This window comes from Micromonospora cremea (assembly GCF_900143515.1).
Taxonomy (GTDB): domain Bacteria; phylum Actinomycetota; class Actinomycetes; order Mycobacteriales; family Micromonosporaceae; genus Micromonospora; species Micromonospora cremea.
Genome location: NZ_FSQT01000002.1, coordinates 3421388 through 3445192, shown reverse-complemented (window position 1 = coordinate 3445192; position 23805 = coordinate 3421388). Strand labels below are relative to the sequence as shown.

The 23805-nt window shown below is 66.8% G+C and carries 24 protein-coding genes, 2 tRNA genes and 1 pseudogene; 13 read left to right on the top strand and 14 right to left on the bottom strand.

All coding sequences use genetic code 11. From position 1 onward, the window contains the following. Positions 1-792 precede the first annotated feature (792 nt). A complete protein-coding gene (locus BUS84_RS29655) occupies positions 793-1446 on the top strand; it encodes a VanZ family protein (protein ID WP_244298768.1) in 654 nt (217 codons plus the stop codon). 319 nt (positions 1447-1765) lie between these two features. Here BUS84_RS29655 and BUS84_RS29650 read toward each other — a convergent pair whose 3' ends face one another. From BUS84_RS29650 to BUS84_RS29630, 5 genes are all read right to left on the bottom strand, one after another. Continuing rightward, positions 1766-2086: a suppressor of fused domain protein gene (locus BUS84_RS29650; protein ID WP_280175168.1), complete on the bottom strand. Its 321-nt coding sequence runs from the start codon at positions 2084-2086 to the stop codon at positions 1766-1768. Between the two features lie 20 nt (positions 2087-2106). Continuing rightward, a complete protein-coding gene (locus tag BUS84_RS29645; RefSeq protein WP_074317510.1) occupies positions 2107-3003 on the bottom strand; it encodes an IS3 family transposase in 897 nt (298 codons plus the stop codon). Further along, positions 3000-3323 carry a transposase gene (locus tag BUS84_RS29640; RefSeq protein ID WP_084756988.1) on the bottom strand — a complete coding sequence of 108 codons (324 nt, stop codon included), beginning with the start codon at positions 3321-3323 and terminating at the stop codon, positions 3000-3002. The genes BUS84_RS29645 and BUS84_RS29640 overlap by 4 nt, the downstream gene beginning before the upstream one ends. 39 nt (positions 3324-3362) lie before the next feature. Then, positions 3363-3641, bottom strand: a complete 279-nt coding sequence (locus BUS84_RS29635) for a hypothetical protein (protein ID WP_074317508.1) — start codon at positions 3639-3641, stop codon at positions 3363-3365. Between the two features lie 168 nt (positions 3642-3809). Next, a complete protein-coding gene (locus BUS84_RS29630) occupies positions 3810-4268 on the bottom strand; it encodes a GNAT family N-acetyltransferase (protein WP_074317506.1) in 459 nt (152 codons plus the stop codon). 261 nt (positions 4269-4529) lie between these two features. On the opposite strand from BUS84_RS29630, the gene BUS84_RS29625 reads away from it, so the two are divergent. Together BUS84_RS29625 and BUS84_RS37840 are read left to right on the top strand one after the other, a co-directional pair. Beyond that, the gene (locus tag BUS84_RS29625; RefSeq protein ID WP_074317504.1) at positions 4530-4748 is read left to right on the top strand and encodes a hypothetical protein; all 219 of its coding nucleotides are present in this window, start codon (positions 4530-4532) and stop codon (positions 4746-4748) included. A 97-nt stretch (positions 4749-4845) separates the two neighbouring features. Beyond that, on the top strand, positions 4846-4986 hold the full coding sequence (locus BUS84_RS37840; protein WP_159451087.1) for a hypothetical protein: 141 nt from the start codon (positions 4846-4848) through the stop codon (positions 4984-4986). A gap of 40 nt (positions 4987-5026) precedes the next feature. On the opposite strand, the gene BUS84_RS29615 is transcribed toward BUS84_RS37840, so the two are convergent. After that, positions 5027-5641: a TetR/AcrR family transcriptional regulator gene (locus BUS84_RS29615; protein ID WP_074317503.1), complete on the bottom strand. Its 615-nt coding sequence runs from the start codon at positions 5639-5641 to the stop codon at positions 5027-5029. A 93-nt stretch (positions 5642-5734) separates the two neighbouring features. On the opposite strand from BUS84_RS29615, the gene BUS84_RS29610 reads away from it, so the two are divergent. Both BUS84_RS29610 and BUS84_RS37835 read left to right on the top strand, forming a co-directional pair. After that, entirely contained in the window at positions 5735-6451 is a 717-nt protein-coding gene (locus BUS84_RS29610) for an SDR family NAD(P)-dependent oxidoreductase (RefSeq protein WP_074317501.1), read from the top strand. Positions 6452-7334: 883 nt separating this feature from the next. Next, positions 7335-8012: a hypothetical protein gene (locus BUS84_RS37835; protein WP_143728567.1), complete on the top strand. Its 678-nt coding sequence runs from the start codon at positions 7335-7337 to the stop codon at positions 8010-8012. A 289-nt stretch (positions 8013-8301) separates the two neighbouring features. Here BUS84_RS37835 and BUS84_RS29600 read toward each other — a convergent pair whose 3' ends face one another. The 3 genes from BUS84_RS29600 to BUS84_RS29590 all read right to left on the bottom strand — a co-directional run bounded on the left by BUS84_RS29600 (position 8302) and on the right by BUS84_RS29590 (position 11168). After that, positions 8302-9612: an IS110 family RNA-guided transposase gene (locus BUS84_RS29600; RefSeq protein WP_074307791.1), complete on the bottom strand. Its 1311-nt coding sequence runs from the start codon at positions 9610-9612 to the stop codon at positions 8302-8304. Positions 9613-9837: 225 nt separating this feature from the next. After that, positions 9838-10419 (bottom strand): hypothetical protein, encoded by a 582-nt coding sequence (locus BUS84_RS29595; RefSeq protein WP_143728566.1) that lies wholly within the window; start codon positions 10417-10419, stop codon positions 9838-9840. Between the two features lie 521 nt (positions 10420-10940). After that, positions 10941-11168 carry a hypothetical protein gene (locus tag BUS84_RS29590; RefSeq protein WP_074317495.1) on the bottom strand — a complete coding sequence of 76 codons (228 nt, stop codon included), beginning with the start codon at positions 11166-11168 and terminating at the stop codon, positions 10941-10943. A gap of 405 nt (positions 11169-11573) precedes the next feature. On the opposite strand from BUS84_RS29590, the gene BUS84_RS29585 reads away from it, so the two are divergent. Further along, positions 11574-11822, top strand: a complete 249-nt coding sequence (locus BUS84_RS29585) for a hypothetical protein (protein ID WP_244298912.1) — start codon at positions 11574-11576, stop codon at positions 11820-11822. A gap of 164 nt (positions 11823-11986) precedes the next feature. Here the strand turns inward: BUS84_RS29585 and BUS84_RS29580 are convergent, their stop codons facing one another. Then, complete coding sequence (locus BUS84_RS29580; protein ID WP_143728565.1) at positions 11987-13201, bottom strand: hypothetical protein; 1215 nt, start codon at positions 13199-13201, stop codon at positions 11987-11989. An 815-nt stretch (positions 13202-14016) separates the two neighbouring features. Here BUS84_RS29580 and BUS84_RS29575 point away from each other — a divergent pair. From BUS84_RS29575 to BUS84_RS29565, 3 genes are all read left to right on the top strand, one after another. After that, entirely contained in the window at positions 14017-15654 is a 1638-nt protein-coding gene (locus BUS84_RS29575) for a DUF885 domain-containing protein (protein ID WP_074317489.1), read from the top strand. Positions 15655-16030: 376 nt separating this feature from the next. After that, positions 16031-17269: an IS110 family RNA-guided transposase gene (locus tag BUS84_RS29570; protein ID WP_074317487.1), complete on the top strand. Its 1239-nt coding sequence runs from the start codon at positions 16031-16033 to the stop codon at positions 17267-17269. 105 nt (positions 17270-17374) lie between these two features. Next, entirely contained in the window at positions 17375-17671 is a 297-nt protein-coding gene (locus BUS84_RS29565) for a hypothetical protein (RefSeq protein ID WP_143728564.1), read from the top strand. Positions 17672-17706: 35 nt separating this feature from the next. On the opposite strand, the pseudogene BUS84_RS29560 reads toward BUS84_RS29565, so the two are convergent. Continuing rightward, a pseudogene (locus BUS84_RS29560) lies at positions 17707-18006 on the bottom strand (transposase family protein); the annotation flags it as partial. A gap of 154 nt (positions 18007-18160) precedes the next feature. On the opposite strand from BUS84_RS29560, the gene BUS84_RS29555 reads away from it, so the two are divergent. Further along, on the top strand, positions 18161-18343 hold the full coding sequence (locus BUS84_RS29555; protein ID WP_074317481.1) for a helix-turn-helix domain-containing protein: 183 nt from the start codon (positions 18161-18163) through the stop codon (positions 18341-18343). A gap of 157 nt (positions 18344-18500) precedes the next feature. After that, positions 18501-19607 (top strand): tyrosine-type recombinase/integrase, encoded by a 1107-nt coding sequence (locus BUS84_RS29550; RefSeq protein ID WP_159451086.1) that lies wholly within the window; start codon positions 18501-18503, stop codon positions 19605-19607. An 84-nt stretch (positions 19608-19691) separates the two neighbouring features. On the opposite strand, the gene BUS84_RS29545 is transcribed toward BUS84_RS29550, so the two are convergent. Further along, a tRNA-Lys gene (locus BUS84_RS29545) sits at positions 19692-19767 on the bottom strand. A gap of 187 nt (positions 19768-19954) precedes the next feature. On the opposite strand from BUS84_RS29545, the gene BUS84_RS29540 reads away from it, so the two are divergent. Together BUS84_RS29540 and BUS84_RS29535 are read left to right on the top strand one after the other, a co-directional pair. Beyond that, on the top strand, positions 19955-21217 hold the full coding sequence (locus BUS84_RS29540) for a L,D-transpeptidase (RefSeq protein ID WP_074317479.1): 1263 nt from the start codon (positions 19955-19957) through the stop codon (positions 21215-21217). A 253-nt stretch (positions 21218-21470) separates the two neighbouring features. Further along, positions 21471-22757, top strand: coding sequence for a L,D-transpeptidase (locus BUS84_RS29535; protein ID WP_074317477.1), 1287 nt, complete (start codon positions 21471-21473; stop codon positions 22755-22757). Between the two features lie 137 nt (positions 22758-22894). Here BUS84_RS29535 and BUS84_RS29530 read toward each other — a convergent pair. Together BUS84_RS29530 and orn are read right to left on the bottom strand one after the other, a co-directional pair. Then, positions 22895-22967: transfer RNA gene (locus tag BUS84_RS29530), tRNA-His, on the bottom strand. A 186-nt stretch (positions 22968-23153) separates the two neighbouring features. Further along, the gene (gene orn / locus BUS84_RS29525; RefSeq protein ID WP_074317475.1) at positions 23154-23750 is read right to left on the bottom strand and encodes an oligoribonuclease; all 597 of its coding nucleotides are present in this window, start codon (positions 23748-23750) and stop codon (positions 23154-23156) included. Between the last annotated feature and the right edge of the window lie 55 nt (positions 23751-23805).

Sequence of the window (23805 nt, the reverse complement as noted above, 5' to 3'; positions counted from 1 at the left end):
TTCTGCCGCCACCGGCTACGTTCCATCGCCCGGTCGCCGGAAACCGACGGAACGTGGAAGCCTGATCAGCAGGTGGGACGGGCGGTTTTGGCGGCGCGCGGCTCACGTTTGGACGGAAGGCCGGGATCGTTGCCCTCGGCGGTTCACTGCCTGGGGCGGCCGGGTGCAGAAGTCCTTCGGACCCCGACCTTCCGCGGGGTGAAGAGTATCGGCGCCCACTGACACTCGAGCGCCGGTTATGGCGGATTTAATCCGCCGATAAGCCGCCGATTAGCCATAGCCGTTCGCTCACCGAGGAGGCGCGCGGCGTGTCGATCGACGTGGAGCAGCGCAACTCTCCCGGCTGGTGGATGAAGCGGCTGTTCTTCCAGCCCAACGACCGGAACCGCCGCTACCGGCCGTGGAGGCTGCACAACTAGCCGGCCCCAACGAACTGCCCAGTAGTCGACATTCCTGACCGCACTCAAATCGTTGCCGCCATCCCGTTTGCCGTCGACCCGCCCTTGCACAACATCGCCGGCAGTCCGCTGTCGTACTCCGCTTGGTGCGTTTCATCGTGGCTTCACTGCGTGACACGATGCCCCGGCTCGCTGGGTACCCGGGGCGGCCGGTGAGGCCTGGCCTATCCGCTTCTGCCGAATTGACTGCCCCGCCAAGCGGGCGGGTTGGTCGCGGGGGTGTATTGCGGGCGTATCGAGAGTGCTTACGCCACCGCAACAGCCCTGCCGATTAGATGGGCACATGAACCACAGCGCATCCCTGTCAGCACCGACCCGCCGCACGCGCAGGACCGTGCTCCTGAGCCTGGCGGTCATCGGCGTGGCGAGCGTCGCGTTCGCCGTGCGGCGACCGCTTCTGATGTCCGCTCCGAGGTGCATGGCCGGGCGGTGGCACGGCTGCTACGACACGCAGAACGGTGTGCTGCTCATGATGCTGGTGGGGCTGCCGTTGGCTGCTCTGGTGGTGTGGGCTCTGGCGCGCTTCCGGCGTGCCACCGGTGGCACATCGGCGTGGCGGATGTCGCTGGCCGAGATGGGCCTGGTCTACGGGACGGTACCGCTCGTATGGATCACCATGATGCCGGGACCGGGGGCCGGCACCGTCCCAGGCCGGGTGAGCCTGATCCCGCTGCGGGACCTGCTCACGATGGGGCCCGTCGGGATCGGCGGCAACCTGCTGATCTTCGCGGCGCTAGGGTTTTTCGCCCCTATGAGGTTCGCGGTGCTGGCGTCCGTGCCGCGGATCCTGGCGCTCGGGGCAGGCTGCTCGGCCCTGGTCGAAACCGCACAGTACGTGCTGCGGCTGGACCGGGTGTCCTCCGTCGACGACGTGCTGGTCAACGCCGCCGGCGCCGTGGTGGCCGGGCTCGCGTCGCGCCACTGGTGGCGCACCGCGGCGGAGCTACCGCCGGACCGGCCGCGCCCCGCGCCGGCAAGGGCAGACTGAGCGGCGTGTCCAGTAGGCGAATGTCAGCGATACTTCTCCTGATCATAGACATCCGGCATGCAGGTACTGATCGTCAAGGACGAGCCCTAGTAAGCCGCACTCTTCTGCCGCCGACCGCGCGCCTCTGACGGACCGTCGAGTCCGTCTGACTGAGTAGTAACTCGGTGTAACAGCGGCAGCCCATCTTGCGGGAACCCGTCACGCATCAAGTGGAGCCCGACATCGCCGGCAGTCCGCTGTCCAACTCCGGGTGATGCTTGACGTCGTGGCCTCGGCTGATGCTTTACATGCGTCACAACGCCCATGCCTACCGGCGGGATCACGCTACGGACCCGCGCAACGGATCCGTCGGGTCGATCGCGGCGTCGTCGAATCGCTGTTCCAGAGCCTCGGTGTCGTGCTGCTGACGGAACGCCTTCTCGTCTGCGGTGATCGGCAACAACCACAAGAGCCGGGCATGCCCAGTTGGCAGCTCGCATACCTCCAAGTCTGGGCCGTGCAGATAGGGCAAGCTGACGAGCAGGTGATCACACGCCGAGCCCGGCAGCCAAGGGCCGCCAATCGGCATCGTGTGCCAGTGGTCGAGGCGATGGGCCGCGTGGTAGTAGGCGACCTGGGCTTGACCCGTTTTGACGGACAGGGTCGATGTGTTGATCTTATTCAGGCTGCTTGGCTTGTCGGTAGCCGGTGCAAATCGGTGGCCTCGAACGCGGCGGGGCTGAGGTAGCCGAGAGTGGAGTGTCGACGGCGGGTGTTGTACCAGCCTTCGATGTACTCGAATATTGCCTGGCAGGCGGTGCTATGGGTGGGCCAGGGTTGGCGGTGTAGCAGTTCGGTTTTGATGGTGGCGAAGAACGACTCGGCGACCGCGTTGTCCCAGCACTGCCCACGCCGGCCGACAGAGAGGCGGATGCCGTGGGCAGCGGCGAGGCGGGCGTGTTGGTCGCTGGTGTATTGACAGCCGCGGTCGGAGTGGAACACCAGCCCGGACGGCGGCCGGCGCCGCACAAGGGCATCGGTGAGCGCGGCGTCGATCAGGTCGGTGCGTAGGTGCTCGGCGACCGCCCAGCCCACGACCCGGCGCGAGGCCAGGTCGATGACGGTGGCCAGATACAGCCAGCCTTGCCAGGTGTTGATGTAGGTGATGTCGCCGCACCAGCGGGTGTCGATCCCCGCCGGGTCGGTGCCGAAGTCACGGTTGACCAGGTCAGGTCGCCTGCCGGCGTTCGGGTCAGGCACCGTGGTCGTTCGCCATCGGCGTGGACTCTTGCCGGCCAGCCCGGCGCACCGCATCAGCCGGGCGACGCGTTTACGGCCGTGTCGCAGCCCGGCGTCGGCGAGGTCGGCGTGGATCCGCGGTGCTCCGTAGGTGCCTTTCGACACCGCGTGCACCTGCGTGATCTTCGCGGTGAGCTGTGCGTCGACGCGCTGCCGCTGGGACTGGACGCCGCGTTGCTGCTGGTAGTAGGCGGACCGGGAGACCTCGAGTAGCTCGCACGCGCGCTTGACGTTGTGCTCGCCGGCTTGCTCCGCCTCGATGAACGGGTACACGTTCACCGGGTCTCCTTCGCGAAGAAAGCCGTTGCCCGCTTCAAAATATCGACGTCTTCACGCAGCCGGCGGTTCTCACGCCGAAGCTGCGCGAGTTCGTCTCGCTCATCCGAGGTCAACCCGTCAGTACGGGCGCCGCTGTCGAGTTCGGCCTGCTTGACCCATTCACGCACCGCGGTCTCGGTCAAGTCGAAATCCTGGCTGACCTGCCTGATCGTGCGGTCACCACGCTGACACAACTCGACGATCTCGGCCTTGAATTGCGCCGTGAACGACCGCCGAGGCCGCGACCGCTTCTTCCCCACGTTCTCCATGATGCTGGACATCCTCCCGGAGACCCCAGGTCCCCTGATCTCGGATGTCCGTCAAAACGGGGCAGGCCCAACCATAGCGACCAGATCGATCAAGGCCGCCTCCCGCCGTTTCGACGCCATCACGAACTCGATCCCGTGGCCGTCCTGGTTGACCGCCGACCAACAGCCAGCGGTGACATATGCCCAGGCGCTGCTGCGGGGTCCTGGACCGACGACCATGATGCGGAAGTCGGGCAGGGCCCTGCGACGGCCGAACCCAAGGTCGTAATCGACGATCTCAACGTCATGCCCAGCGAAGAAGGCCCGCACGTGAGCCTCGGTCGCCTCCACAGACGCCAGCCGTTGCCGCCTCGGTGTCACCGCACCCTTCTCCTTGCCTCAAGTCCTGGCCTGGTCAGCCTTATCGTGATCATGTCGACCATCATCCGACGCCGTCTCGTCAACATCATGCGAGACCAGGCATCGCCGGCAGTCCGCCGCCTCAGTGGCCGAGTAGCTTCACTCCGGTTGCCAGCGGAGCCAGAGCCGGTCGTGCTGGAAGCCCACCCGTTGGTAGAAGGGCACTGCTCGTTTGCTGGAGTGGACGGTGACGTGCTCCAGGTCCAGCTTGCGCGCCTCGGCCAGTACGGCCTCAAGCAGGGCCGCACCGATACCTCTGTCGCGCAGCTCCGGGACCACATACACCGACTGGACGTCGCCGCTCCGCCGAAGTCGCCGTGCGGGAGTGGGCACCCGGTCAGCGACCATCAGCCATGCCATTCCGACCACGTCATCGTCTGCCTCGGCGAGGAAAGGCAGGTGGGTCGACAGATGGTCGGTGACCCAAGCTGAAAACAGCTCTACGAAGGCAGCGCGGTTTGTACCTGTATAGCCGCGTTCCTCGGTCAGCCGCCGCCATCGGAGGCCCCCTAGCGCCGCAGCATCGGCTGCCGTCGCCTCACGTACGCTCACCTGCATCCCGCCTCCCCGTAGTCCGCCTCGGGCCGGTCCATCGTGAGAGTCCGCTGGCTGGCGGGAATTACTGGCGGTGCTGCTTGGACGCGAATCTAGGCCAAAGCGTCAGGTGGGACGGACCCGCCCCGTCAAGAATGTGGTGGGAGTCGATACGCCGGCAGTCCGGCCGGCCTTCTAGGCGATGACCCCGCCGGCGCACCAAGCAAGCCGCGGAACGCCACCCTCGCCCACCTCGCCCGCCGACGCGGCATCCCCCCGGTCGACGTGGTCACCCCCTCCGGCAATCGGCGCAAGGTCGTCTTCGGGCCGGTCAAGTTCGACGAGTCTGAGCGGGTCATCGCCCTACCCGCCCCGTGCCTGGCTGCGCTACGGCAACACCGGGTGAGTCAGAACGCAGAGCGCGAGAGCGTGGGCAAGGACTGGAAGGACTCCGGGTTGGTCTTCACCACGGGCATCGGCACTCCGATCGAACCGCGCAACTGAACCGGCACTTCGTGCGGCTGCTGGACCATGCCGGGCTGCGCCGGATCAGGTTCCATGATCTACGCCACTCCTGCGCCACGCTCTCTACGAGCAGGGCGTGCCCATCGAGAAGATCCAAGACATCCTCGGCCACAGCTCCCCGACCATCACCAAGCTCATCTACGTAGAGGTCACCCGGCAGTCTCAACGCTCGTCCGTCGACAAGCTCGGCTTTCTGGTGGAGGCACCCGGCGGTTAGCGAGCGCCATGCCGGGGTGAAGAACGGGACAGCCAGCCGTTCAGTTCGCCCGCGCCTGCGTCGGCACCTGTAGCAGGTCCAGACAATTACGCCACAGCGCCTCGAGTTGGGCCGGATCGTTGAGCAGTTTCGCGAACAGCGCGCGTCCCTCCATCATGGCGACGATGTCGCGCGCGGCGTCGCGCGCGTCGATCGAGGCGCCGGCCAGGCCGAGGTCTTTCGCCTCGACGACCACCCGCTCGATCAGGTCGATCTGGGCCTCGAAGATCTCCTGTAGGCGGTCGCGGATTTCCTCGGCATGGTTGCTGAGTTCCAGGGCGAGGTTGCCGAACAGGCAACCGACCACCAGGCCGGCCTTCTGCTGTCCGGTGCGCTGCACGTTCTCCGTCGCCTCGAACAGGTCTCGCAGGCGCCGCAACGGGTCGTGATCGCTGCTGAGCAGTTCCACCCACTGCTGTCGCTGGGCTGCCCAATGATCGTCGATGACGGTGAGCGCGAGAGCCTGCTTGGACTCGAAGAAGTAGTAGAAGCTGCCCTTCGGCACGCCGGCCGTCGAGCAGATCTCCGCCACGCCCAGCGCGGAATATCCCCGCTGTTCGATCAGCATCTTCGCCGCGTCGAGGATCTTGTTCTGCGCGTCACTCGTCCGTCCCATGGCTTTGAGAATACACGGCCAGTCGTCTACCTTCGTAACCGACCAGTCGTCTTGTGGTCGCAAAGGCTCCAATCAACCACCGAAAGGTTCACTATGAGCGCCGATCAGGGACAAAAGGTCGTTGTCATCACCGGTGCGTCCCAGGGCATCGGCGCCGGCCTAGTCGACGCGTACCGCAAACTCGGCTACGGCGTCGCGGCCACCTCGCGCACGATCAGCGCGTCCGGCGACCCGGACATCGTCACCGTCCAGGGCGATGTCGCGGACGCCGAGACGGCAGACCGTGTGATCGCGGCGGCGCTGGACCGCTTCGGCCGCATCGACTCACTCGTGAACAACGCCGGCATCTTCATCGCCAAGCCGTTCACCGACTACACCGAGGAGGAATTCGCCCTATACCTCGGGGTCAACCTCGCCGGGTTCTTCCGGTTCACTCAACGGGTCCTGCCGCACCTGCTCGCCAACGGTGGCGGCCACATCGTCAACATCACGGCGAGCGTCGTGGACCAGCCCAACTCCACCGTGCCGTCCGTGCTCGCGTCCCTGACCAAGGGCGGCCTCAGTGCTGCCACGAAGTCCCTGGCCATCGAGTACGCGACCCGAGGAGTACGGGTGAACGCCGTCTCGCCGGGCGTCATCAAGACCCCGATGCACCCGGTCGAACTCCACGAAACGCTCGCCGGCCTGCAGCCGGTCGGTCGGATGGGCGAGACGAGCGACATCGTCGACGCCGTCGTCTACCTCGAGTCGGCCCCCTTCGTCACCGGCGAGATCCTGCACGTCGACGGCGGAACGAGCGCGGGCCACTGACCGGCAAGCGCTGGGGGTTGGCGCGTTTCTTACCCGCCAGCCCCCAGCGGCCTTTGAAGCGGAACTAATAGCCTCGATTATCCGACCAGCGGAAACACTGCCGGACACCTGCTCACGGGGCGTTTCGAACTGCCGTCGTCGCTCGCTGCTTGACGACGTTTGACGGTGTCTTGTGCCCCCTGTGTGCCCCCGCATTGCCAGGCGACGCTTGGCCCTCCACCGCGTCCCGATCATGTTGGACCGCTCCGCTAGTCTTCGGCGGCGATCAACATCGGGGGCATCCAACACTGCAGTAGAGCGGCCTCCCTGGACTGCGTGGGGGTCGGTCCGGCCACCAACCGGGCCTAACCAGCGTCCAGGCTTCGTCGAGGGGCAAAGGTGGGGCCTGTCAGCGTTGATCGCACCCAACCCGAGAGGTCGAGCGACGAGCAAGTCGTCCGCCGCTCGACCTCTCGCTTGTAAGTTCTGGGCAGCCTTCCGACCGCGTCCGTCTCCGGCCGGCCCGGCCATGTCTGACCGGCAAGGAGCACATGACGGTGCGCCGGGGTCCGCCATCGTTGCTACAGCCGCTGATGCACCCAACATCGATCGGACCAGCGGATTAAGAGGCACACACCGAGCGATGGCCGTCGCCGTGTCGCCTCGCCTGCCGTGACGGCCGATCCCCGTCTGTGGCTGGTGCAACGCGCCTCGGTTGCTGTCGCCGTTGCTGTCGCCACGACCTATGGATTACGAGTCCGCCGCGGCCTGCTTGTCGGCGTGCCCCCGGTCCTTGTCGAGCTTCTTCTGACGTCCGCCAGTGTCCGCCACGACTTGCAGCCTTGGCTGCTCGGTTGGCTGCTTCGGGCCCACGCGGTCTGGCTGTCCGTCATATGTTGGGTGCATGAAGGGCGTCAATGCCGATGGACCAACCAGACCGGAGGTCGGTGCCATCACTAGCGGATCGCAATCTTGCGACAACGAGATGGACGTCATCGAGATCGGGCCTCGTAGGCCACCCCTGCCATGGTGGCGGGGACGGGGAATCGCCGGTCCCATCGCTGTCGCGCTCGTCATCGGGGCCATCACGGGATACCTCGCCGGCATCCGACGCGCCGAGACCCAAGCCCACAGCGCCAGACCCGGCCCGCACGCGCCGACAACCGCCTCGGTCGTGACGGCCGAGGCACAACCGGTGACGTGGACCGGCAACCGGTGTTCGGCTCAGCTCGGCGACAGGTTGCAACTGGGCGTTGAGATTGTCAATCGATCGGCCACCACCGCGACGCTTGACCGGATCGAACCGGTCCTTCCGTTGGGCGGGCTGCGAGCAACGACGAGCGCATGGGGAAGCTGCGGCCAGTTGTCGTACGTGGACGCCAAGACCCCGCACCCACTCCCACCCGGCGCCATCACGTGGTTGACGATCACGTTCGACGTGCTCATGCCCTGCCCAGCGCCAATGCCGGTCCTCTTCACCCTCACCTACACACAGGCAGGTGACACCGCCATCTCTGACCTGGGCGGTTTCCCCGATCTAGGCAACGTTCCCTACACCCGATGCACCCCCAGTCCTGGCTAACTCGGCCGCTGTCGGGACGGCCGGATTCGGGCCGATGACCCCTTGACCCCCAGGCAACGATTCCGCTTCGTTGAGCTGGCGTTGCTGAGCTTCTGACCTGCGCGAACGGTGCGCCGACGTCCGTGGTTGTTCGGCCGTATTCGCACCCGTAGTCACTCAGTTAGACACTCACGTTGACACCGCCAGCCTGGCTGCCATCGCCATGCTGACTCGAAAATCGGTGAGTGAGTGGGCAGGCGGCAGCACCCGGCGGAGCGCAGCGGAGCCGGGTCGGGTTGACGGCTTCTGGTTAGGCGATGGCTGGTTGCGGTAGGGGCTGGAGATCGACTTTCTGGCCGGTGAGCTGTTCGAGCTGACGGATGAGATCACGTTGACGGCGCTGCTTGCGGATCCTCGACTCGTGGAAGCCGGGGCCCAGGTCCTGGTAGCGAGCGTCGGGGTCGGTCAGCAGGTGCCAGACGATGGTCAGTACCGAGTTGCCGACTGCGACGACTGCCCGTTTCTTGCCTCTTCGGCGGGCCAGGCGACGGTAGCGGTCGCCGAGGAACGTGCTGGTGCGGGACAGCCCAGCGACGACCTCGCCCAGGGTGGCGGCCAGCCAGGGGTTGCCCTTGCCGGTGGAGTTGGCCTTCTTGCGGCCGGCGGACTGGGCGTCGATGGGGCTGAACTTCGCCCAGGACACCAGGTGCGCGGCGGTGGGGAAGACGGTGATGTTCACGCCGATCTCGGCGATGATCTCCTGGGCGGACTGCACGCCGATGCCGGTGACCTCATCGAGCTTCTCCACCACCGCCGCGAAAGGGGCGATCAACTCCTCGATCCGGGCGTCCAGGTTGGCGATGTCGGCAGCGAGGGCATCGATGCGGCGCAGCATGGTGGCGCAGATGAACGCGTGGTGGTCGTCGAAGTGGCCGGTCAGCGCCTCGCGTAGTTGGGGGATCTTGCGGCGCATCGATCCGTGGGCCATCTCGGCCAGGACTTTCGGGTCCCGCTGCCCGTCGATCATCGCCTGCATCATCTGCCGACCGGACACCCCGTGCAGGTCGCTGATGACGGAGTCCAGCTTGATCTGCGCGTCTTCGAGGGTCTTCTCCAGGCGTTGCTTCTCCCTGGTCTGCTCGCGTACCAGACTGCGCCGGTAGCGGGTGACATCCCGTAGTTGCCGGATCGGCTTGGGGTGCACCAGGCTGGGCCGGCACATCCCGCGTTCCACGACCTTGGCCAGCCACACCGCATCGAGCCGATCGGTCTTCGGCCGACCGGGCACGTTCTTGACATGTTTGGCGTTGAGCAGCCAGCACTCGAAGCCTTCCGCCTCGAGCAGGTAGAACACCGGCTTCCAGTAGTCCGACGTGGCCTCCATCGCGACCAGCTCGACCCGCTCGACCCGCAGCCAGTCCGCTAACTCCAGCAACGCCGGTGTCACCGTCATGTACTCGCGGATCTCCTGCACACGTCGATCCGGCCTGGTGTCATGCGGCACGCGCACACACGCCACCAGCCCCGCCTTGCCGATGTCGATCGCGCAGACCCGCGCCACGACCTGGACCGGTTCTTCAGTGATCTCCTCCACGTGCACCACCCCTTCGTTCCCGGGCATCCACTAGGCGGTCGCCCGCGGAAGCATTGAGGGGAAGGACAGAGGCGGACTCGCGTGCTCGAAGCAACAATGCAGGGCCCCTATGATCACGCTTCCAGCGTCAGACTCCTATGCGGCTTCAAGGTGCCAAGCATCAACGACGTCGGCGGGCGACCACCCCAAATTTTCACGCACGGCACGGGCGTCACGACAGAGACATCGGAGACTCCTATGGATGTTGAGCACTTACCGACAATCATTGCCAACTCCCCGAAGGTGCTCCTCCAACTGGCTCCGCCTCGCGCTCGCCGGCATCGCCTTCAACCCTCGCTCCGCCTCCCGTCCGCGCACTGCCATCTCCACACAGTTGCCCGCGTTCTTCTCAAGGGCGGACCAGAAGATCTGCTGAGATGACTTTGCCCATGACCTCTCCTGTACGGGTAGCGAGTCGGCCAGGCTTAGAGCGACGTCGAGCTGCTCACGGCCCTCCCGTGCCCTCCCTAGCTGGTAGAGAGCCTTCGCGTTCATCCGACGAAGACTGATGAGCGTCAGCGCGTCCCCCGGCTTCAGGAGGCCGCGTTGAGCCAGCTCGTGACTCTCCTCAGAACGCCCCGACACGTCGAAGGCCAGGGCGACAGTCAGGTACTCGCTCGCCGACACATGGTCGGGTATCCGCTCAATCAGACCCCTGGCTTGCTGCGCCAACGCCAGGTTCTCCGATCCGAAGGCTTGGGAGTGTTGTCTCGCCACAACCTTGCCAGCGGGGTCCTTGATGTCCAGGAGGTCTTCGCGGGACAGGTCGGAAAGTCGTTGGATCAGCTGCCCCAACTCTGCTCGCGCGCTCTGGTTCTCCTGATCCTGACTTTGGTCGTAGGCGAAGTAGGCAGAAGCGACAGAAAGGACCAGGCGCCAGGATCGCAACTAGCAACGACGGATCTCGGTGCCAGCGGGCAGCGCGCCCGCCTCCTGCCTGGAGTTGCCGTACCTGCCGCTGAAGTTCAGCCAGTGCGCCACTTTCTGCCGGCTCCCCTACAGCGACTCGCGGCCTCGCCGGCGCCCGTTGCCCTCTTCTGGCAGAACCCTGTCTCGGCATGCCTTCTCCCTGGCCCTCACCCGCGTGGACCGAAGCCTAGGCAGCCCTCGCAACCCGTACCCGGCCTCAGACCAGGTACAGGGACGTTGAGGTGACGTCCTCGTCTGTATGTTCTGGGCGCTCTGTCTGGCGTGGTCCGCCCTCGTCCGCGACCGCGGACGACTGTCCGGGGCTGGCGGGCAACAGTCGCCCCAGTCCGGATCAGTTGCTGGCAGCGCTGCTGTCGACAGCTCCGCCCGATCTCCTCAGGCCGTCATCAGCCCATGTCTTGACTGACCTCTGCCTTCGCCGCATCGATCTCCTCGTGCGTCGCCTCCGCCGCGTCGGTCTCCTCCAGACGGGTCAGCAGGTCCATCAGCGCCTGCTTCTGAGCCGGATGGCTGATCGGCACCGCGTTCAGGTCGACTTCCTGAAGCCAGTCGAACAAAACGAGCGCATCGGCCCGCCAGAGCTCCAGGGCGACCTTCGGAAGATCCTTGTTCACCCCAGCAGTATCCGGCGTACAGGTCGACTCGTCCGTCGCCCACCAGGTCAGCCGCCGTCACATGGTGGCTGACCTGCTGTTTCTTCGGGTGCTGCTGGTCGTCATCGGTCGTCATTGGTCGTCGTTCGACGGCCCGCTGACGGCCCAGACGGCCCGGACACGGCCCAGGCACCGTCAGTTTGGAAGGTGCCTTGCGTCGGCCCGGCGGATGGGTTGGCCCACGCGCTGAGCTGTCGTGCCGCTCGTAGCGAAGGGCGGAGCTTTGAGGTTGGGGCCGTTCCATGTGCCGCTGTTGGCCGGTGTTGACCTCTGCATCGGGCATGGAGCGGGCACGCGGCCGAGGTCCGTGCCGACCTCTGGTGAGAGGCTGTAGGCGTGGCACTGGACAAGGAGACCGCAGCGCGGATGGCCGAGGAGCGCCTGGCTGAATGGCGTCGCCTTAGCTATGGCGAGTGGCGCGTGATGCTCGAAGACAGGGAGCTGCGCCAGGTCGTCGGCGAGGACGGCAAGCGGTACAGCGTGGCCTGCCACGGCCTTGATGACGGCGAGGGGCGTGTCCGCATGGTGGTGGCTGTGGACGATGGGGGCTGGCCGGCGTTCGTACCGCAGGTGCGGGTCGAGATCATGAATCCGGATGGCACGTTTCTCGACTGACCTCTTCGTCCCGAAATAACCATCACCGGTCGCCGTAGTGCGTTGCGAGCGCAAACGACCTGCCGGAACAATCCATAGGGGTTCACGGACGTCCGTCCTCGCTCGTGTCCGTCATCACCCATTTAGTCACTCAGCCGTTGTTGGAGCGGGTCTCTGTCGGCATATCAGCCTCCGCACCAGGCCCGGAGTTGTTGCTCGCTGTCGGGAAGGTTGTAGCGGGTGAGCATCCTGGGCGCGGCCTGCAGGACGTTGCTGCTCAACAGCGTCGAGAGGGCTCTCTGCTGAGTCGGGGTGAGGTCGGCGAATCCCACACCGTCGGGTATCGGCCCGATGGGGAAAGCGGCGTCTAACAGAGCGGTGAGTAGGGCGAAGGCGTCTGCGGTGGGATCAGCCGTAGCCGCCCTTTCGGCCAGCACATCGATCCGGTCACCAGCGACTTCTGGAGTCAGGTCTGCGATCGTCAGGGCAGCCATGCCGGCCATTTCACCTTCGAAGAACGGCCAATAGGGCACGGGTCCAATGGCCCCGAAGAGGCAGGCATAGAGCTCGCTGACCAAGGATCGGTCCGGATGCCTCAGTATCCGCGACAGGCCCAACACCGCCGACCAGCGCTCGGCACGGTTGACGCTGCCTCGCCGGCCAGAAAGCGCGTCGACCAACACTTCGCTGCCGTTAGGGCAACTCAGGCCCGCCGCGACGCAGGCAGTTGCCGCGACGACGGGCTCCGGCTCCCGCCGGATGAGACCGGCCAACGCTGGGCCGACCAAGCCCTCGTCCTCAGGGAACCAGGCGAGCAGATAAGCGGCGTACAGCCGGACCGCGGCCTCGGACGCCTCCAGCGCTGCCACATAGACAGGCACCCCGGCCCGCACAGCGTCATACGCCTCGATCGTCCACCGCTGCTCATCACGAGCTCCCTCGACGTCCCCCCATTCTGCCCCCCGTGCCCGTGCGCTGCGCTCCTCCTCATTCGGTGCCGCCGCGATCCAGTCCCGATGCTCCGCTTCCAACTCCTCTCGGCTCAACGGCGCGCGACGCTGCACCTCAGCCCTCATGTCTGACGGATCAGAACGGTCGCTGAGCCACGAACTCTCATCGCCCACCGCGATCGCCGCCAACACCTGGCAGGCAGCAAACCGGTCCGGGGCCGCCGGATCAGCAACGATATCGATCAGGTGAGGGGCCACCGCAGCACTTGCCTCGAACCTGGAGCCCTGGTGCACGAGCAGGTCGACGAGATCGCTGTACGCACGTTGGCGAACCTCCTGGCTGTCTGACCTGATAGAGCGTAGTAAGGCCGGGATCTCGATGGCGGAGCCGAACGCGTGACTCACCGACGACCAGTCAACCTCTTTGGCGGGTATCGAGCGCTGGGACATCCGACCACCCTAAGTGTGAGAAGCCGCTGGTGCTGCCCAGCCCCAGCCCAGGCGATCCCATCCCGCCTGCCGTCGACCCGCCCTCTTGGGGAGCGGGCTGCCGCCGGGCCCGCCACGTCAAGCGGACCTTGACGCAGGTTCGAACGCTGGCGGGTCGGGTGGCGGTCTGCTCGGCTTGCCCGGGGCTATGGCAGGCGGGATGGCCTACCGCAACCACCCACGCACCCGGCGCCCGCCGACGGAGCCCCGGCCATCCTGGAGCCGAAGCGCCCCCGCCGGAGGCCAGTAACCGCAACCCCGCGACCGCCGCCAGCTCGCCAACGCGGCCGGCGTCCGCTCCCCTACGCCGCGCGGATCCTGGCCGCGCGGCCAGGCCGGCTGCCGGCCCACCACACCACCGGTCAACGACCTGTCGTTCTGCGGCGGCCCCTTGGGCTTCTCGCTTCCGCGCCAGCCGCCGGGCGTGTTGCGTGGCCGGAGTCGGAGCGCCAGCGGAGCGACGGACGCGCGCCCATGCGGCGGCGCGTGCGGCCCGCTCAGGGCCGCCTTGAAGACGTACAGAAACTTTGAACCACTTCGCCGGCGGCCGGCTGTCGTACTCCGCTTGATGCGTCACACGATGACTTCAGTTGATGGGTTACACGGGCCTTGAGCACGCCGGATACGGACCGTGACGCCGACTGTCCACGACGGCTGGTGTGCCAGGCATCCGCTTCTGCCGATGAGGGAGAGTTGTCAGATGGTTCTGAACCGCTTGCCGCGATCGATGCAGGCTCGCACCACGGCAGCTAGCGCAAGGCCCTAGCATTGCCCCCATGATCGGGGACTTCGCGGATCGGCTCCTGTGCGACATGGCCGGCCTCGACCCCTGCACAGCGGTCGTCGAGGCTGGCGAGCAGGATGTCGACGGGCTTACCGACTACGGCCCGGAGGGCCACCAGGCCCGCGCCGACCTCGCAGCCCGCGCCCTGCGCGAGCTCGAGATCTTGGGTGACGCACTGCCGGCCGCGACCCCGCTGCACGCCCACCTCGCCGAACGGCTGCATACGCGTATCGCCTTCCACGACGCCGGGGAGGATCTGCGCGAACTGCACGCGGCGGCCACCGGTCCGCTCCAGCTCATCCGCCAGGCCGTCGAGGCCGCGGTTCCCGGCCGCGGCGCCGAGGGCGCGGCCTTCGAGGAGGGCTGGGCTCGTGTCGGCGCACGCCTGGCCGCGATCCCCGCGGCCCTGGACGGGTATGCCCGCAGCCTCTTACTCGCCGCGGAGCGCGGCAATTTGCCGGCGCGGCGTCAAGTGGAGCTCGTCACGCAGCGCTGCCGCAACTGGATCGACGACGATGTCGCCCTGGTGGATCGCTACGGCGAGGGGCGTCAGCGGGCGTCGTTGCAGGCCGCAGCGACGGGCTCGCGAGAGGCGTACCAGAAACTCGCCGAGATGCTGACCGCGGACCTGGCACCGCGGGCCGTTGATGAGGAAGCGTTCGGCCAGCAGCGGTACGCACTCTGGGTGCGCACCTTCCTCGCGGCCCAGCCTGACCTGCGCGAGCTGTACGACTGGGGCTGGGACGAGTTCAGAGCGACAGAGGCAGAGCTGATCGCGGAAGCGAAGGCCCTGGGCGGGAGCGTGCCAGAGATGCTCGCCTGGCTCGCCAGCCCCGACGCACCCGGCACGCTGCACAGCAGGGAGGCGTTCGCCGCGTGGCTGCAGGAGCTGTTGGAGGCCACCACCGAGCGACTGGACGGCGTGCACTTCGACATCCCCGCCCCGCTGCGGCGTATCGAGTCGCGGTTGACCACGTCGTCCGGCATTGCCTATATCGGGCCTTCGCGGGACCTGGCGCGGCCGGGCCGGGTCTGGTGGTCCCTCCCCGAGGACGCAGCGAGTTTCCCCACCTGGTACGCCTACAGCACCGCCTATCACGAGGGCGTCCCCGGCCACCACCTCCACCTCGGCTCCGAGGTCTGCCGGGGAGGCCTCGGGCAGCGGCTGAACCTGCTCGGCGGCCTCTCCGGCAGCCAGGAGGGCTGGGCACTGTACGCCGAGCGGTTCATGGACGAGCTCGGGCTCTATGAACAGCCGGGTGCTCGACTGGGACATCTATACATGCAGCTCCTGCGGGCGGCACGGGTTGTGCTCGACATCGGCCTGCACCTGCGACTGCCGATGCCCTCTGGTGACAGAGCAGTGTGGACGCCGGATGCCGCGCTGGAGCTGCTGCGGGACCGCTGTCACCAGGGGCCGTACGCCTCCGCGGAGCTCGCGCGTTACCTGGGCCGGCCAGGGCAGGCGCTGGCCTACAAGGTGGGTGAGCGCGTGTGGCTGGCCGGCCGCTCGTCCTTCCCCGGCGACCGGCGCGCATTCCACCGTCACGCCCTGGAGCTGGGTTCGCTGGGCTTGGATCAGTTGACGGCCTCCCTCCAGGGCGACCGCGCACCACTCGCACCGCGGTGAAACAAGCCAGGGACCGCGCTTGTAGCTGCACGTCCTTGACGTCCGGCCAGTCTGAACCAGGCCAGACTTAACAGCGCGTAAGACCTCGGTATATCAACACGATCATGATCTATTTCCACGTCCGGATCTCATGGGTTCTGTCGGGTCGGTTCTTGGAGCAGACTCGGCGTCGGTAGCGGCTGGCGGGTCAGCACTCTCCGGATCTGACCCGTGCGAGGTCTTGCGGCAGACCGTGCGCCCGCTGGTCGTGAGGAGATGCATCACTGCTGGGATGACGTGCCCCTGTACGTGTGGGTGAGCACTGGACCATGAGATCGTCGGCTGTCTCCTCCGCGCTGCTGCTTGATGTTGGTGGAACCGTGGGAGCGAGGTAGCGATGCTGTTCGTGGGTGATGACTGGGCCGAGGACCACCACGACATCGAGATCGTGAACGAACAGGGCCGTCGGTTGGCGCGCCGGCATCTGTCGGAAGGATTGGATGGCGTCACGCGCCTGCACGCTCTGATCGCCGGCGTGATGCCGAAGGAGTGGGCCGAGCTGCCAGCCTCCGATGCTGCCGCTCGGGTCAAGATCGGGATCGAGACCGAACGCGGTGCATGGGTCGCCTCGCTGGTGGCCGCCGGTTATGAGGTCTTCGCGATCAACCCGATGTCCACGGCACGGTACCGGGAGCGGCATTCCACGTCGAAGGCGAAGAGCGACGCCGGCGATGCGCATGTGTTGGCGGAGATCGTGCGCCTCGACCGCGATCACCACCGCCCGATCGCCGGGGACTCCGACGACGGCGAGGCGATGAAGTTGGTCGCTCGCAGCCACCACAGCATGATCTGGGACCGGACCCGGCACGTGCTACGTCTACGGAGCGCGCTACGGGAGTACTTCCCGGCCGCGTTGACCGCCTTCGACGACCTCGACGCGCCTGACGCGCTCGCCGTCCTGGCCGCGGCACCCGATCCCGACCGGGCCGCGCGACTGTCCACGGCCAGGATCAGCACGGCACTGCGTAAGGCAAACCGTCGTGACGTCGCGGTCAAGGCGCTGCAAGTCCAGACCGTCCTACGGGCGCCCGCGCTACGGCAGCCTCCGGCCGTGCAGCAGGCGTTCGCGGCCATCGTCGCCGGTGAGGTCAGGCTGATCGCAGCGCTCAACGCGGAGATCGACGCCCTGGGCGAGGTGGTGGCAGAGCATTTTGGTCGGCACCCGGACGCTGAGCTCTACACCAGCCTGCCCGGCCTCGGTGTGGTCCTCGGTGCTCGGGTGCTGGCCGAGTTCGGCGACGACCCCAAGCGTTACGCCGACGCCAAGGCGCGCAAGAACTACGCCGGCACCTCACCGATCACCCGAGCCTCTGGCACGAAGAGAACCGTGCTGGCGCGGCATGTCCACAACGACCGCCTCAGCGACGCCGTGCACCAATGGGCCCTCTGCGCTCTGCGCGGCTCACCCGGCGCCCGTGCCTACTACGACGCGATGAGAGCTCGAAAGATCGGCCACCACGCAGCGTTGCGCCAGCTCGGCAACCGCCTCGTCGGCATCCTCCACGGATGCCTCAAGACCCGCTCAATCTACGACGAACACAAGGCCTGGGCTCACCACAGCACAGCAGCCGCTTGACATTTTGAATCCTGGGATGTCTGCCGCGGACAGGTCATCGCAGTGCCGAGACCGAGCGGGCGGGAGTTGTTGACCACCAGACGTCGGTCGGTCACCATGCTGCGCATGCCCCATCAGTCAGCTGAGCCGACCACCTGCGCAGTCCGGATGCCCGCTCGGCAATGGCGGAGGGTCGACCGCGTCCTCGACAACGTGGTTAACGTCGAGGCCGAGAATGGTGACCCGCACGGTCTCGTGGAGACCGGAGTCCAGATTCTTCGAGAAGGCTGGCGCCAGATCGCTGGTTGGACGCCTGAAACAACAGGCTTCACCGACTGGCCTCACGACGATCAAGAGGTGACCGTGTCGCTGACCGGCGCGCAATGGACATACGTGACCTCCTGCCTAAAGGACGTCTCGTAACTCGCTGAAGGTGCTACCCCGTCCAGGCTGGCGGTTCAGCCAGCGAGGATGATGTTGTGGAGATGGGCGATGCCCGAAGCAGCGTCGGTCAATGTGTGGGCGGCGCGGCGGTAGTCGCGGAGGATCTTGAAGCACTTCATCCTGGCCAGGGCGTGTTCCACCTGTGCTCGGACGGTGCGGTGTTGTCTGTTCAGGTCGGCTTTCCACTCGGGTAGCTCGCTGCCGTCGGCGGGTTTGCGGTAGGGGATGATCACCTCTGGGTTGCCGCGGTAGGCGCCGTCGGCCATGACGGGCCGTCCGGCCAGCTTCTGGTCGATGCCGCTGGTGCGGTTGACGATGGTGATGCCCCTATGTTTGTCAAGGTGTGGTTCCTGGGGTTGTCTTCACCTGCGGTTGGGCTGCTGTGATGGTCTGGTAGATCTCGCGTGCGATGTAGCGCTTGAGGCAGCGCATGGCCTCCCGCTTCGTCTTGCCCCCGGTGACGCGGCGATGGACACGTCCGAGCTCTTGACTGTGCCTGAAGCCGCCGCCCGGCTCCGGATCAGCAAGTGGATGCTCTACAACCTGATCCGGTCGCGTCGCCTGCGCTCGGTGAAAATCGGCGACCGCCGGCTAATTCCCGTCGCCGCGCCCCGGGCGTTCCTTGCCGCACTTGAGGAGGATGCTGCCTGATGGGTGCAGTCAGTGTGTTTCCGGCTCCAGAGCCGGAGGAGTCCAGGCGTCGCCGCTCCAAGAAGCGAGCCAATGGCCAGGGTCGATCTACCAGCGCAAGGATGGGCGATGGGCAGGGGCCGCCTACGTCCTCACTGTCGACGGCACCTTCAAGCGGGTGCCCGTCTATGGCAAGTCGGCGGAGGAGGTAGATGCCAAACTCACTGAAATCAAGAGTCGTTCCAATCGAGGACTACCAGCCGGTGCCTCCGGCTGGACGATCGCCTCCTACGCGAGTTACTGGATGGAGCATGTGGCGGCACCCAAGCTGCGTCCGACCACGCTGGTGCGCTACCGGTCCTTGATCGCGCGTTACGTGGTGCCAGCGATTGGCAAGAGGCGACTCACCTCGTTAACCCCTGCCGATGTCCGGCTCATGCTCGCAAGGGCGGCAGCAACGCGCAACGCCGGCCGAAAGCAGCAGCCCGAAGACGAACGACCGCACGTTTCGCCGCGAACCGTTCAGCAGGTCCACGCGGTCCTGCGAGCCATGCTCAGTCAGGCCGTACGGGAGGAGCTGCTTGCGCGCAACGTCGCCCGGCTGGTGCAGCCTCCTACCCCCGACCGGGAGGAGATCCACCCGTGGACCGAGTCGGAAGCCCGCTCCTTCCTGGCCGCAGCGAAAGCACACCGTCTGCACGCCCTGTTCGTTGTCGCGTTAGCACTTGGCTTGCGGCGTGGTGAACTTCTCGGGCTGCGATGGTCGGACATTGACTTGAACGCTGGACAGCTGCGGGTGTGGCAGACGTTGCAGAGGGTTCGCGGCGATGGTGTGGTGTTCGGCCCGCCCAAGTCGCGCCGTTCCCGCCGCGTGCTGACGATGCCGGCGGTCGTGGTCCAGGCGCTCAAGCGACACCGCAGCGTCCAGGAACATGAGCAAGCCCTCGCCAACGGGCAGTGGCAGGAGACGGGCCTGGTATTCACGACCGCCACGGGTCGCCACGTCGAACCGCGCAACCTGAACACGGCCTTTGGCAGGTTGATCGTCCGGGCCGGTGTGCGGCCAATCCGCTTTCATGACCTGCGGCACACGTGCGCGACGCTGCTGCTGGCGGCAGGCGTGTCGCCACGAGTCGTCATGGACATCCTCGGCCATTCTCAGATCGCGGTGACCATGAACATCTACGGGCACGTCATGCCAGCGATGCAGCAGGAGGCCGCAGGACACATGGACGCGGCGCTCGCTGAGCCGGAGCCGGAGCCGGGTGATGGTGCTGACGGGTGACACCGTTGCTGTCGGCGTTGCTGTCACTCGCCCCGAAACGACATCTGGGCACCCACCCGTGAGGGTGAATGCCCAGATTATTGCTGGTGCGCCGCCAGGGACTCGAACCCCGAACCCGCGGATTAAGAGTCCGCTGCTCTGCCAGTTGAGCTAGCGGCGCTCGTCGGCAACGGAGAGAACATTAGCACCCCGCCGAGCCGGGCTCCAATCCGGTTACCCGGATCCCCCCTTCGGTCGAGCTTACCGGGCAGAAGGGGCCAAATCGACCAGCGCGTCCGCGACGGGGGCATGCGTCGACGCGGTGATACGGCACGATGTCCGCCAGGTACGCGAGAACAGAGGTGGGGATGGCACGGTTCACGCGAGCCGGGGCGGTGGTGGGCGCTCTGACCCTGGTGGCGTCGCTGGCACTGACCGGATGCGGCGACGAGCAGAAGAAGCCGGAATTCGTCGGCGGGACCGGTTCGAGCGCGAGCGCTGAGCCTGGCACGGCGGAGCCGACGACGCCGGCCGCGTCGAGCGGCCCGCCGCTCGCGCTAAGCCCGGGCGACGGCACGAAGAACAAGCCGGTGAGTACGGAGATCAGCGCGAAGCTTCCGGACGGCGCGAAGGTGTCCACGGTCACCCTGACCGCGGCGGGCGGTGGCGCGGTCGCGGGCACGCTGCGCACCGACGGCTCGGCCTGGGTGCCGTCCGCCCCGCTGAAGTACGGCACCCGCTACACCGCCACGGTGACGGCGACCGGAGCCGACGGGACGAGCAGCCAGGGCACCAGCAGCTTCACCACGATGGCCAAGCCCAAATCGACCATCGGATCCGGCCTCTACCTCTTCGACGACAAGAGCTACGGGGTGGCCATGCCGGTGGTCACCGAGTTCCACCCGGGTATCCCGAAGAAGGACCGGGCGGCGGTGCAGAAGCGGATGTTCGTCCGCACTGACCCGCCGCAGCCGGGAGCGTGGCACTGGGTCGACAACGGCACGCAGGCCTACTACCGGGCGCCGGAGTACTGGCAGCCGGGCACCACCATCACCGTACGGATCGCCCTGGCCGGGATGCCGCTGAGCAACGGCCGCTACGGCGACGTCGACCGCAAGGCCACCGCCAAGATCGGCCGGTCGTTCGTGATGAAGGTCGACAACGCCACCAAGAAGATGTCGGTGTACGAGAACGGCGCGCTGGTCCGCACCGTGCCGGTGAGCCTGGGCAAGAAGAGCACCCCGTCCTCCAGCGGCACGATGGTGGTGATGGAGAAGAAGGAGTCCACGGTCTTCGACACCCGCGACGATCCGGACCCGTCCAACCGCTACGTCACTGAGATCGACTTCGCTCAGCGGCTCACCTGGGGTGGCGAGTACATCCACGCCGCACCCTGGTCGGAGCACGTGCAGGGGCGGCAGAACGTCTCACACGGCTGCGTCAACGTGTCGATGGCGAACGCCCGATGGCTGTTCGACAAGACGCGGATCGGTGACCCGATCACGGTGAAGGGGACCGAGCGCAAGCTCGCCGCCGGCAACGGCTGGACGGCGTGGAGCCTGAGCTGGTCGGAGTTCGTCAAGGGCAGTGCGCTGCCGGTGCCCGCGGGCGGGTCCGGTCCGGCGCTCTGAGCCGTACTCCATCCCTGGCCGGCCCGTGCGATCGCACGGGCCGGCGCGTACCCTTTGCACTTGCCCGCGACGCGACGGCGCTCGCGGCGACCCTCAGTCCCGGCCCGCAGACGAGTCAGACTCACGAAACGCCGGATTTTAACAAAATTCCGGCATCATCGTCGGCGTGTTCCGGTTCACCCTCGGCAACCTGGGCCAGTCCTGGTGCGTCAGTAGGAGACGATGGGTCAGGGACCACGACTGTGAGGGAATCATGCGAGCTAGCCAGGACCAGCTGATCCGGCCCGGTGGGCGACGCCGCGTGTTCGCGGCGGGGCTTCTCGCCGTGGCGCTGGCCTTCACCTCCGCCTGCACCGACGGTGGCGGCGGTAAGCCGTCCTCGTGGCAGGGCGGCAGCGAGAGTCCGGCGCCGAAGGCGGCGGCGACCATCAGCGAACCAGCGACCGACGCCAAGGACGTGCCAGCATCCACCGGCATCACCTTCACCACGAAGGACGCCGTCGAGACCGCCGTCGAGCTCAAGGACGCGGCCGGCAAGGCGGTCGAGGGCACCCTCACCGCGGACGGCAAGACCTGGCTGCCGGCCGGGGCACTGGAGTACGGCACGAGCTACACCGCCACGGTGACCGCCACCGGTGACGACGGCCGCCCGGCCACCGCCACCAGCACCTTCACCACCATGGCGAAGCCGGCCAATCAGGTGCGGGTGAGCAGCTTCCTCGGCGACAACCAGGTGGTCGGGGTCGGGATGCCGCTGATTGTGAAGTTCAGCCGGGCCATCCCGGAGGACTACCGCGACGACGTGCAGCGCCGGATGACGGTGACCTCGACGCCCGCCCAGGAGGGCATCTGGCACTGGGTCAGCCCCACCGAGATCCGGTACCGCCCGAAGGAGTTCTGGAAGGCCAACAGCAAGGTCTCCTACCGGGTCCAGGCCGGCGGCCTGCCGATGGGTGACGGCTGGTACGGGCGCGCCGACCTCACCGTGGACGTCAAGATCGGCGCAGCGCTGGTCATGACGGTGGACAACAAGACCAAGCGGATGACGGTGACCCGGAACGGTTCCGTGGTGAAGACCATCCCGGTCAGCCTGGGCAAGAAGAGCACCCCGTCGTCCAGCGGCACCATGGTGGTCATCGAGAAGCTGCGCAAGACGGTCTTCGACACCATGGAGGAGCTGGGCCCCGAGGAGGGCTACCGCACCAAGATTGACTTCGCCCAGCGGCTCACCTGGGGCGGGGAGTTCATCCACGCCGCCCCCTGGTCCGAGGGCCAGCAGGGCAGCACGAACGTGTCACACGGCTGCGTGAACGTGTCGATGGCCAACGGTGACTGGCTGTTCAAGAACACCCAGATCGGCGACCCGATCACCGTCAAGGGCACCGAACGCAAGCTCCAGAACGGCAACGGCTGGACCGACTGGAACATGAGTTGGGACGAGTACGTCAAGGGCAGCGCGCTGCCGTACGAGCCGCCCGCCGACCCGGACACCTCGCCGACCCCGGAAGCCGGCACCCCGACGCCGACGCCGACCGCCTGAGGCAGCCGAAACGACGAAAGCCCCCTTCGCGACGGAGGGGGCTTTCGTATGGGTCGCTCCACCCGCGACCCATTGACCTTCGATCCCAGGAACGGCTCAGGCCCCCTCGTCGGAGGGGGCCTGAGATCCACTAGCTGGGTGACTGATGGGAATTGAACCCACGACAACCGGGACCACAACCCGGTGCTCTGCCAACTGAGCTACAGCCACCATGCCGCCGTCGCCCGGTCGATCGCCCCGGGCGGGGTGCGGACCAATAATAGCCACACCGCGACGGACCCCGTCCAGCGGGTTCCCGGCTCCCGCCGGCGATACCGGCCCATGCCGCTCCCGGTGTCAGGAAGGGTCCCTTCCTATGCACCAGGCGTTAACAAGGTGCCCTTCCTTCACGGCGGGTCAGAGGTCGGCGGCGATTCCCTTGGCGGTCTCCACGTCGGGGCCGGGCAGCGGGACGAAGATGGTCCGCCGGTAGTACTCCAACTCCCGGATGCTCTCCCGGACGTCGGCCAGCGCGCGGTGCGCCAGGCCCTTCTGCGGCTGGCCGAAGTACACCCGGGGGTACCAGCGACGGCACAGCTCCTTGATCGACGAGACGTCGATCATCCGGTAGTGCAGGTGCGCGTCGAGGCGGGGCATGTCCCGGGCGATGAAGCCCCGGTCGGTGGCGATCGAGTTGCCACAGAGCGGCGCGGTACGCGGATCCTTGACGAAGCCGCTGACGTACTCCAGCACCCGGTCCTCGGCCTCGGCCAGGGTCACCGCCGAGCGGCGCACCTCCTCGGTGAGGCCGGACTTGGCGTGCATCGTCCGGACGATCTCCGGCATCGCCTCCAGCGCGGCCTCATCGGCGTGGATCACCACGTCGACGCCTTCACCCAGCACATTGAGGTCAGGATCGGTGACCAGTGCCGCAACCTCGATCAGCTTGTCCCTGCCGAGGTCCAAACCGGTCATTTCACAGTCGATCCAGACGAGGAGATCAGCCACCGGCACAGCCTACGCGCCGCCCACAACCCGCGGCTGCGCGCTCTCGACGGAGCAGCCCGCT

Coding starts and splice junctions, on each gene's coding strand:
- BUS84_RS29610 (WP_074317501.1), top strand. CDS start 5,735: ATGAGCGCCGATCAGGGACAAAAGGTCGTTGTCATCACCGGTGCGTCC.
- BUS84_RS29535 (WP_074317477.1), top strand. CDS start 21,471: ATGCGAGCTAGCCAGGACCAGCTGATCCGGCCCGGTGGGCGACGCCGC.
- BUS84_RS29575 (WP_074317489.1), top strand. CDS start 14,017: ATGATCGGGGACTTCGCGGATCGGCTCCTGTGCGACATGGCCGGCCTC.
- BUS84_RS29580 (WP_143728565.1), bottom strand. CDS start 13,201: ATGTCCCAGCGCTCGATACCCGCCAAAGAGGTTGACTGGTCGTCGGTG.
- BUS84_RS29630 (WP_074317506.1), bottom strand. CDS start 4,268: ATGCAGGTGAGCGTACGTGAGGCGACGGCAGCCGATGCTGCGGCGCTA.
- BUS84_RS29565 (WP_143728564.1), top strand. CDS start 17,375: ATGCCCCATCAGTCAGCTGAGCCGACCACCTGCGCAGTCCGGATGCCC.
- BUS84_RS29540 (WP_074317479.1), top strand. CDS start 19,955: ATGGCACGGTTCACGCGAGCCGGGGCGGTGGTGGGCGCTCTGACCCTG.
- BUS84_RS29555 (WP_074317481.1), top strand. CDS start 18,161: ATGGACACGTCCGAGCTCTTGACTGTGCCTGAAGCCGCCGCCCGGCTC.
- BUS84_RS29600 (WP_074307791.1), bottom strand. CDS start 9,612: ATGCCCGGGAACGAAGGGGTGGTGCACGTGGAGGAGATCACTGAAGAA.
- BUS84_RS29570 (WP_074317487.1), top strand. CDS start 16,031: ATGCTGTTCGTGGGTGATGACTGGGCCGAGGACCACCACGACATCGAG.
- BUS84_RS29615 (WP_074317503.1), bottom strand. CDS start 5,641: ATGGGACGGACGAGTGACGCGCAGAACAAGATCCTCGACGCGGCGAAG.
- BUS84_RS37835 (WP_143728567.1), top strand. CDS start 7,335: ATGAAGGGCGTCAATGCCGATGGACCAACCAGACCGGAGGTCGGTGCC.
- BUS84_RS29640 (WP_084756988.1), bottom strand. CDS start 3,323: ATGTCCAGCATCATGGAGAACGTGGGGAAGAAGCGGTCGCGGCCTCGG.
- BUS84_RS29585 (WP_244298912.1), top strand. CDS start 11,574: ATGGCCGAGGAGCGCCTGGCTGAATGGCGTCGCCTTAGCTATGGCGAG.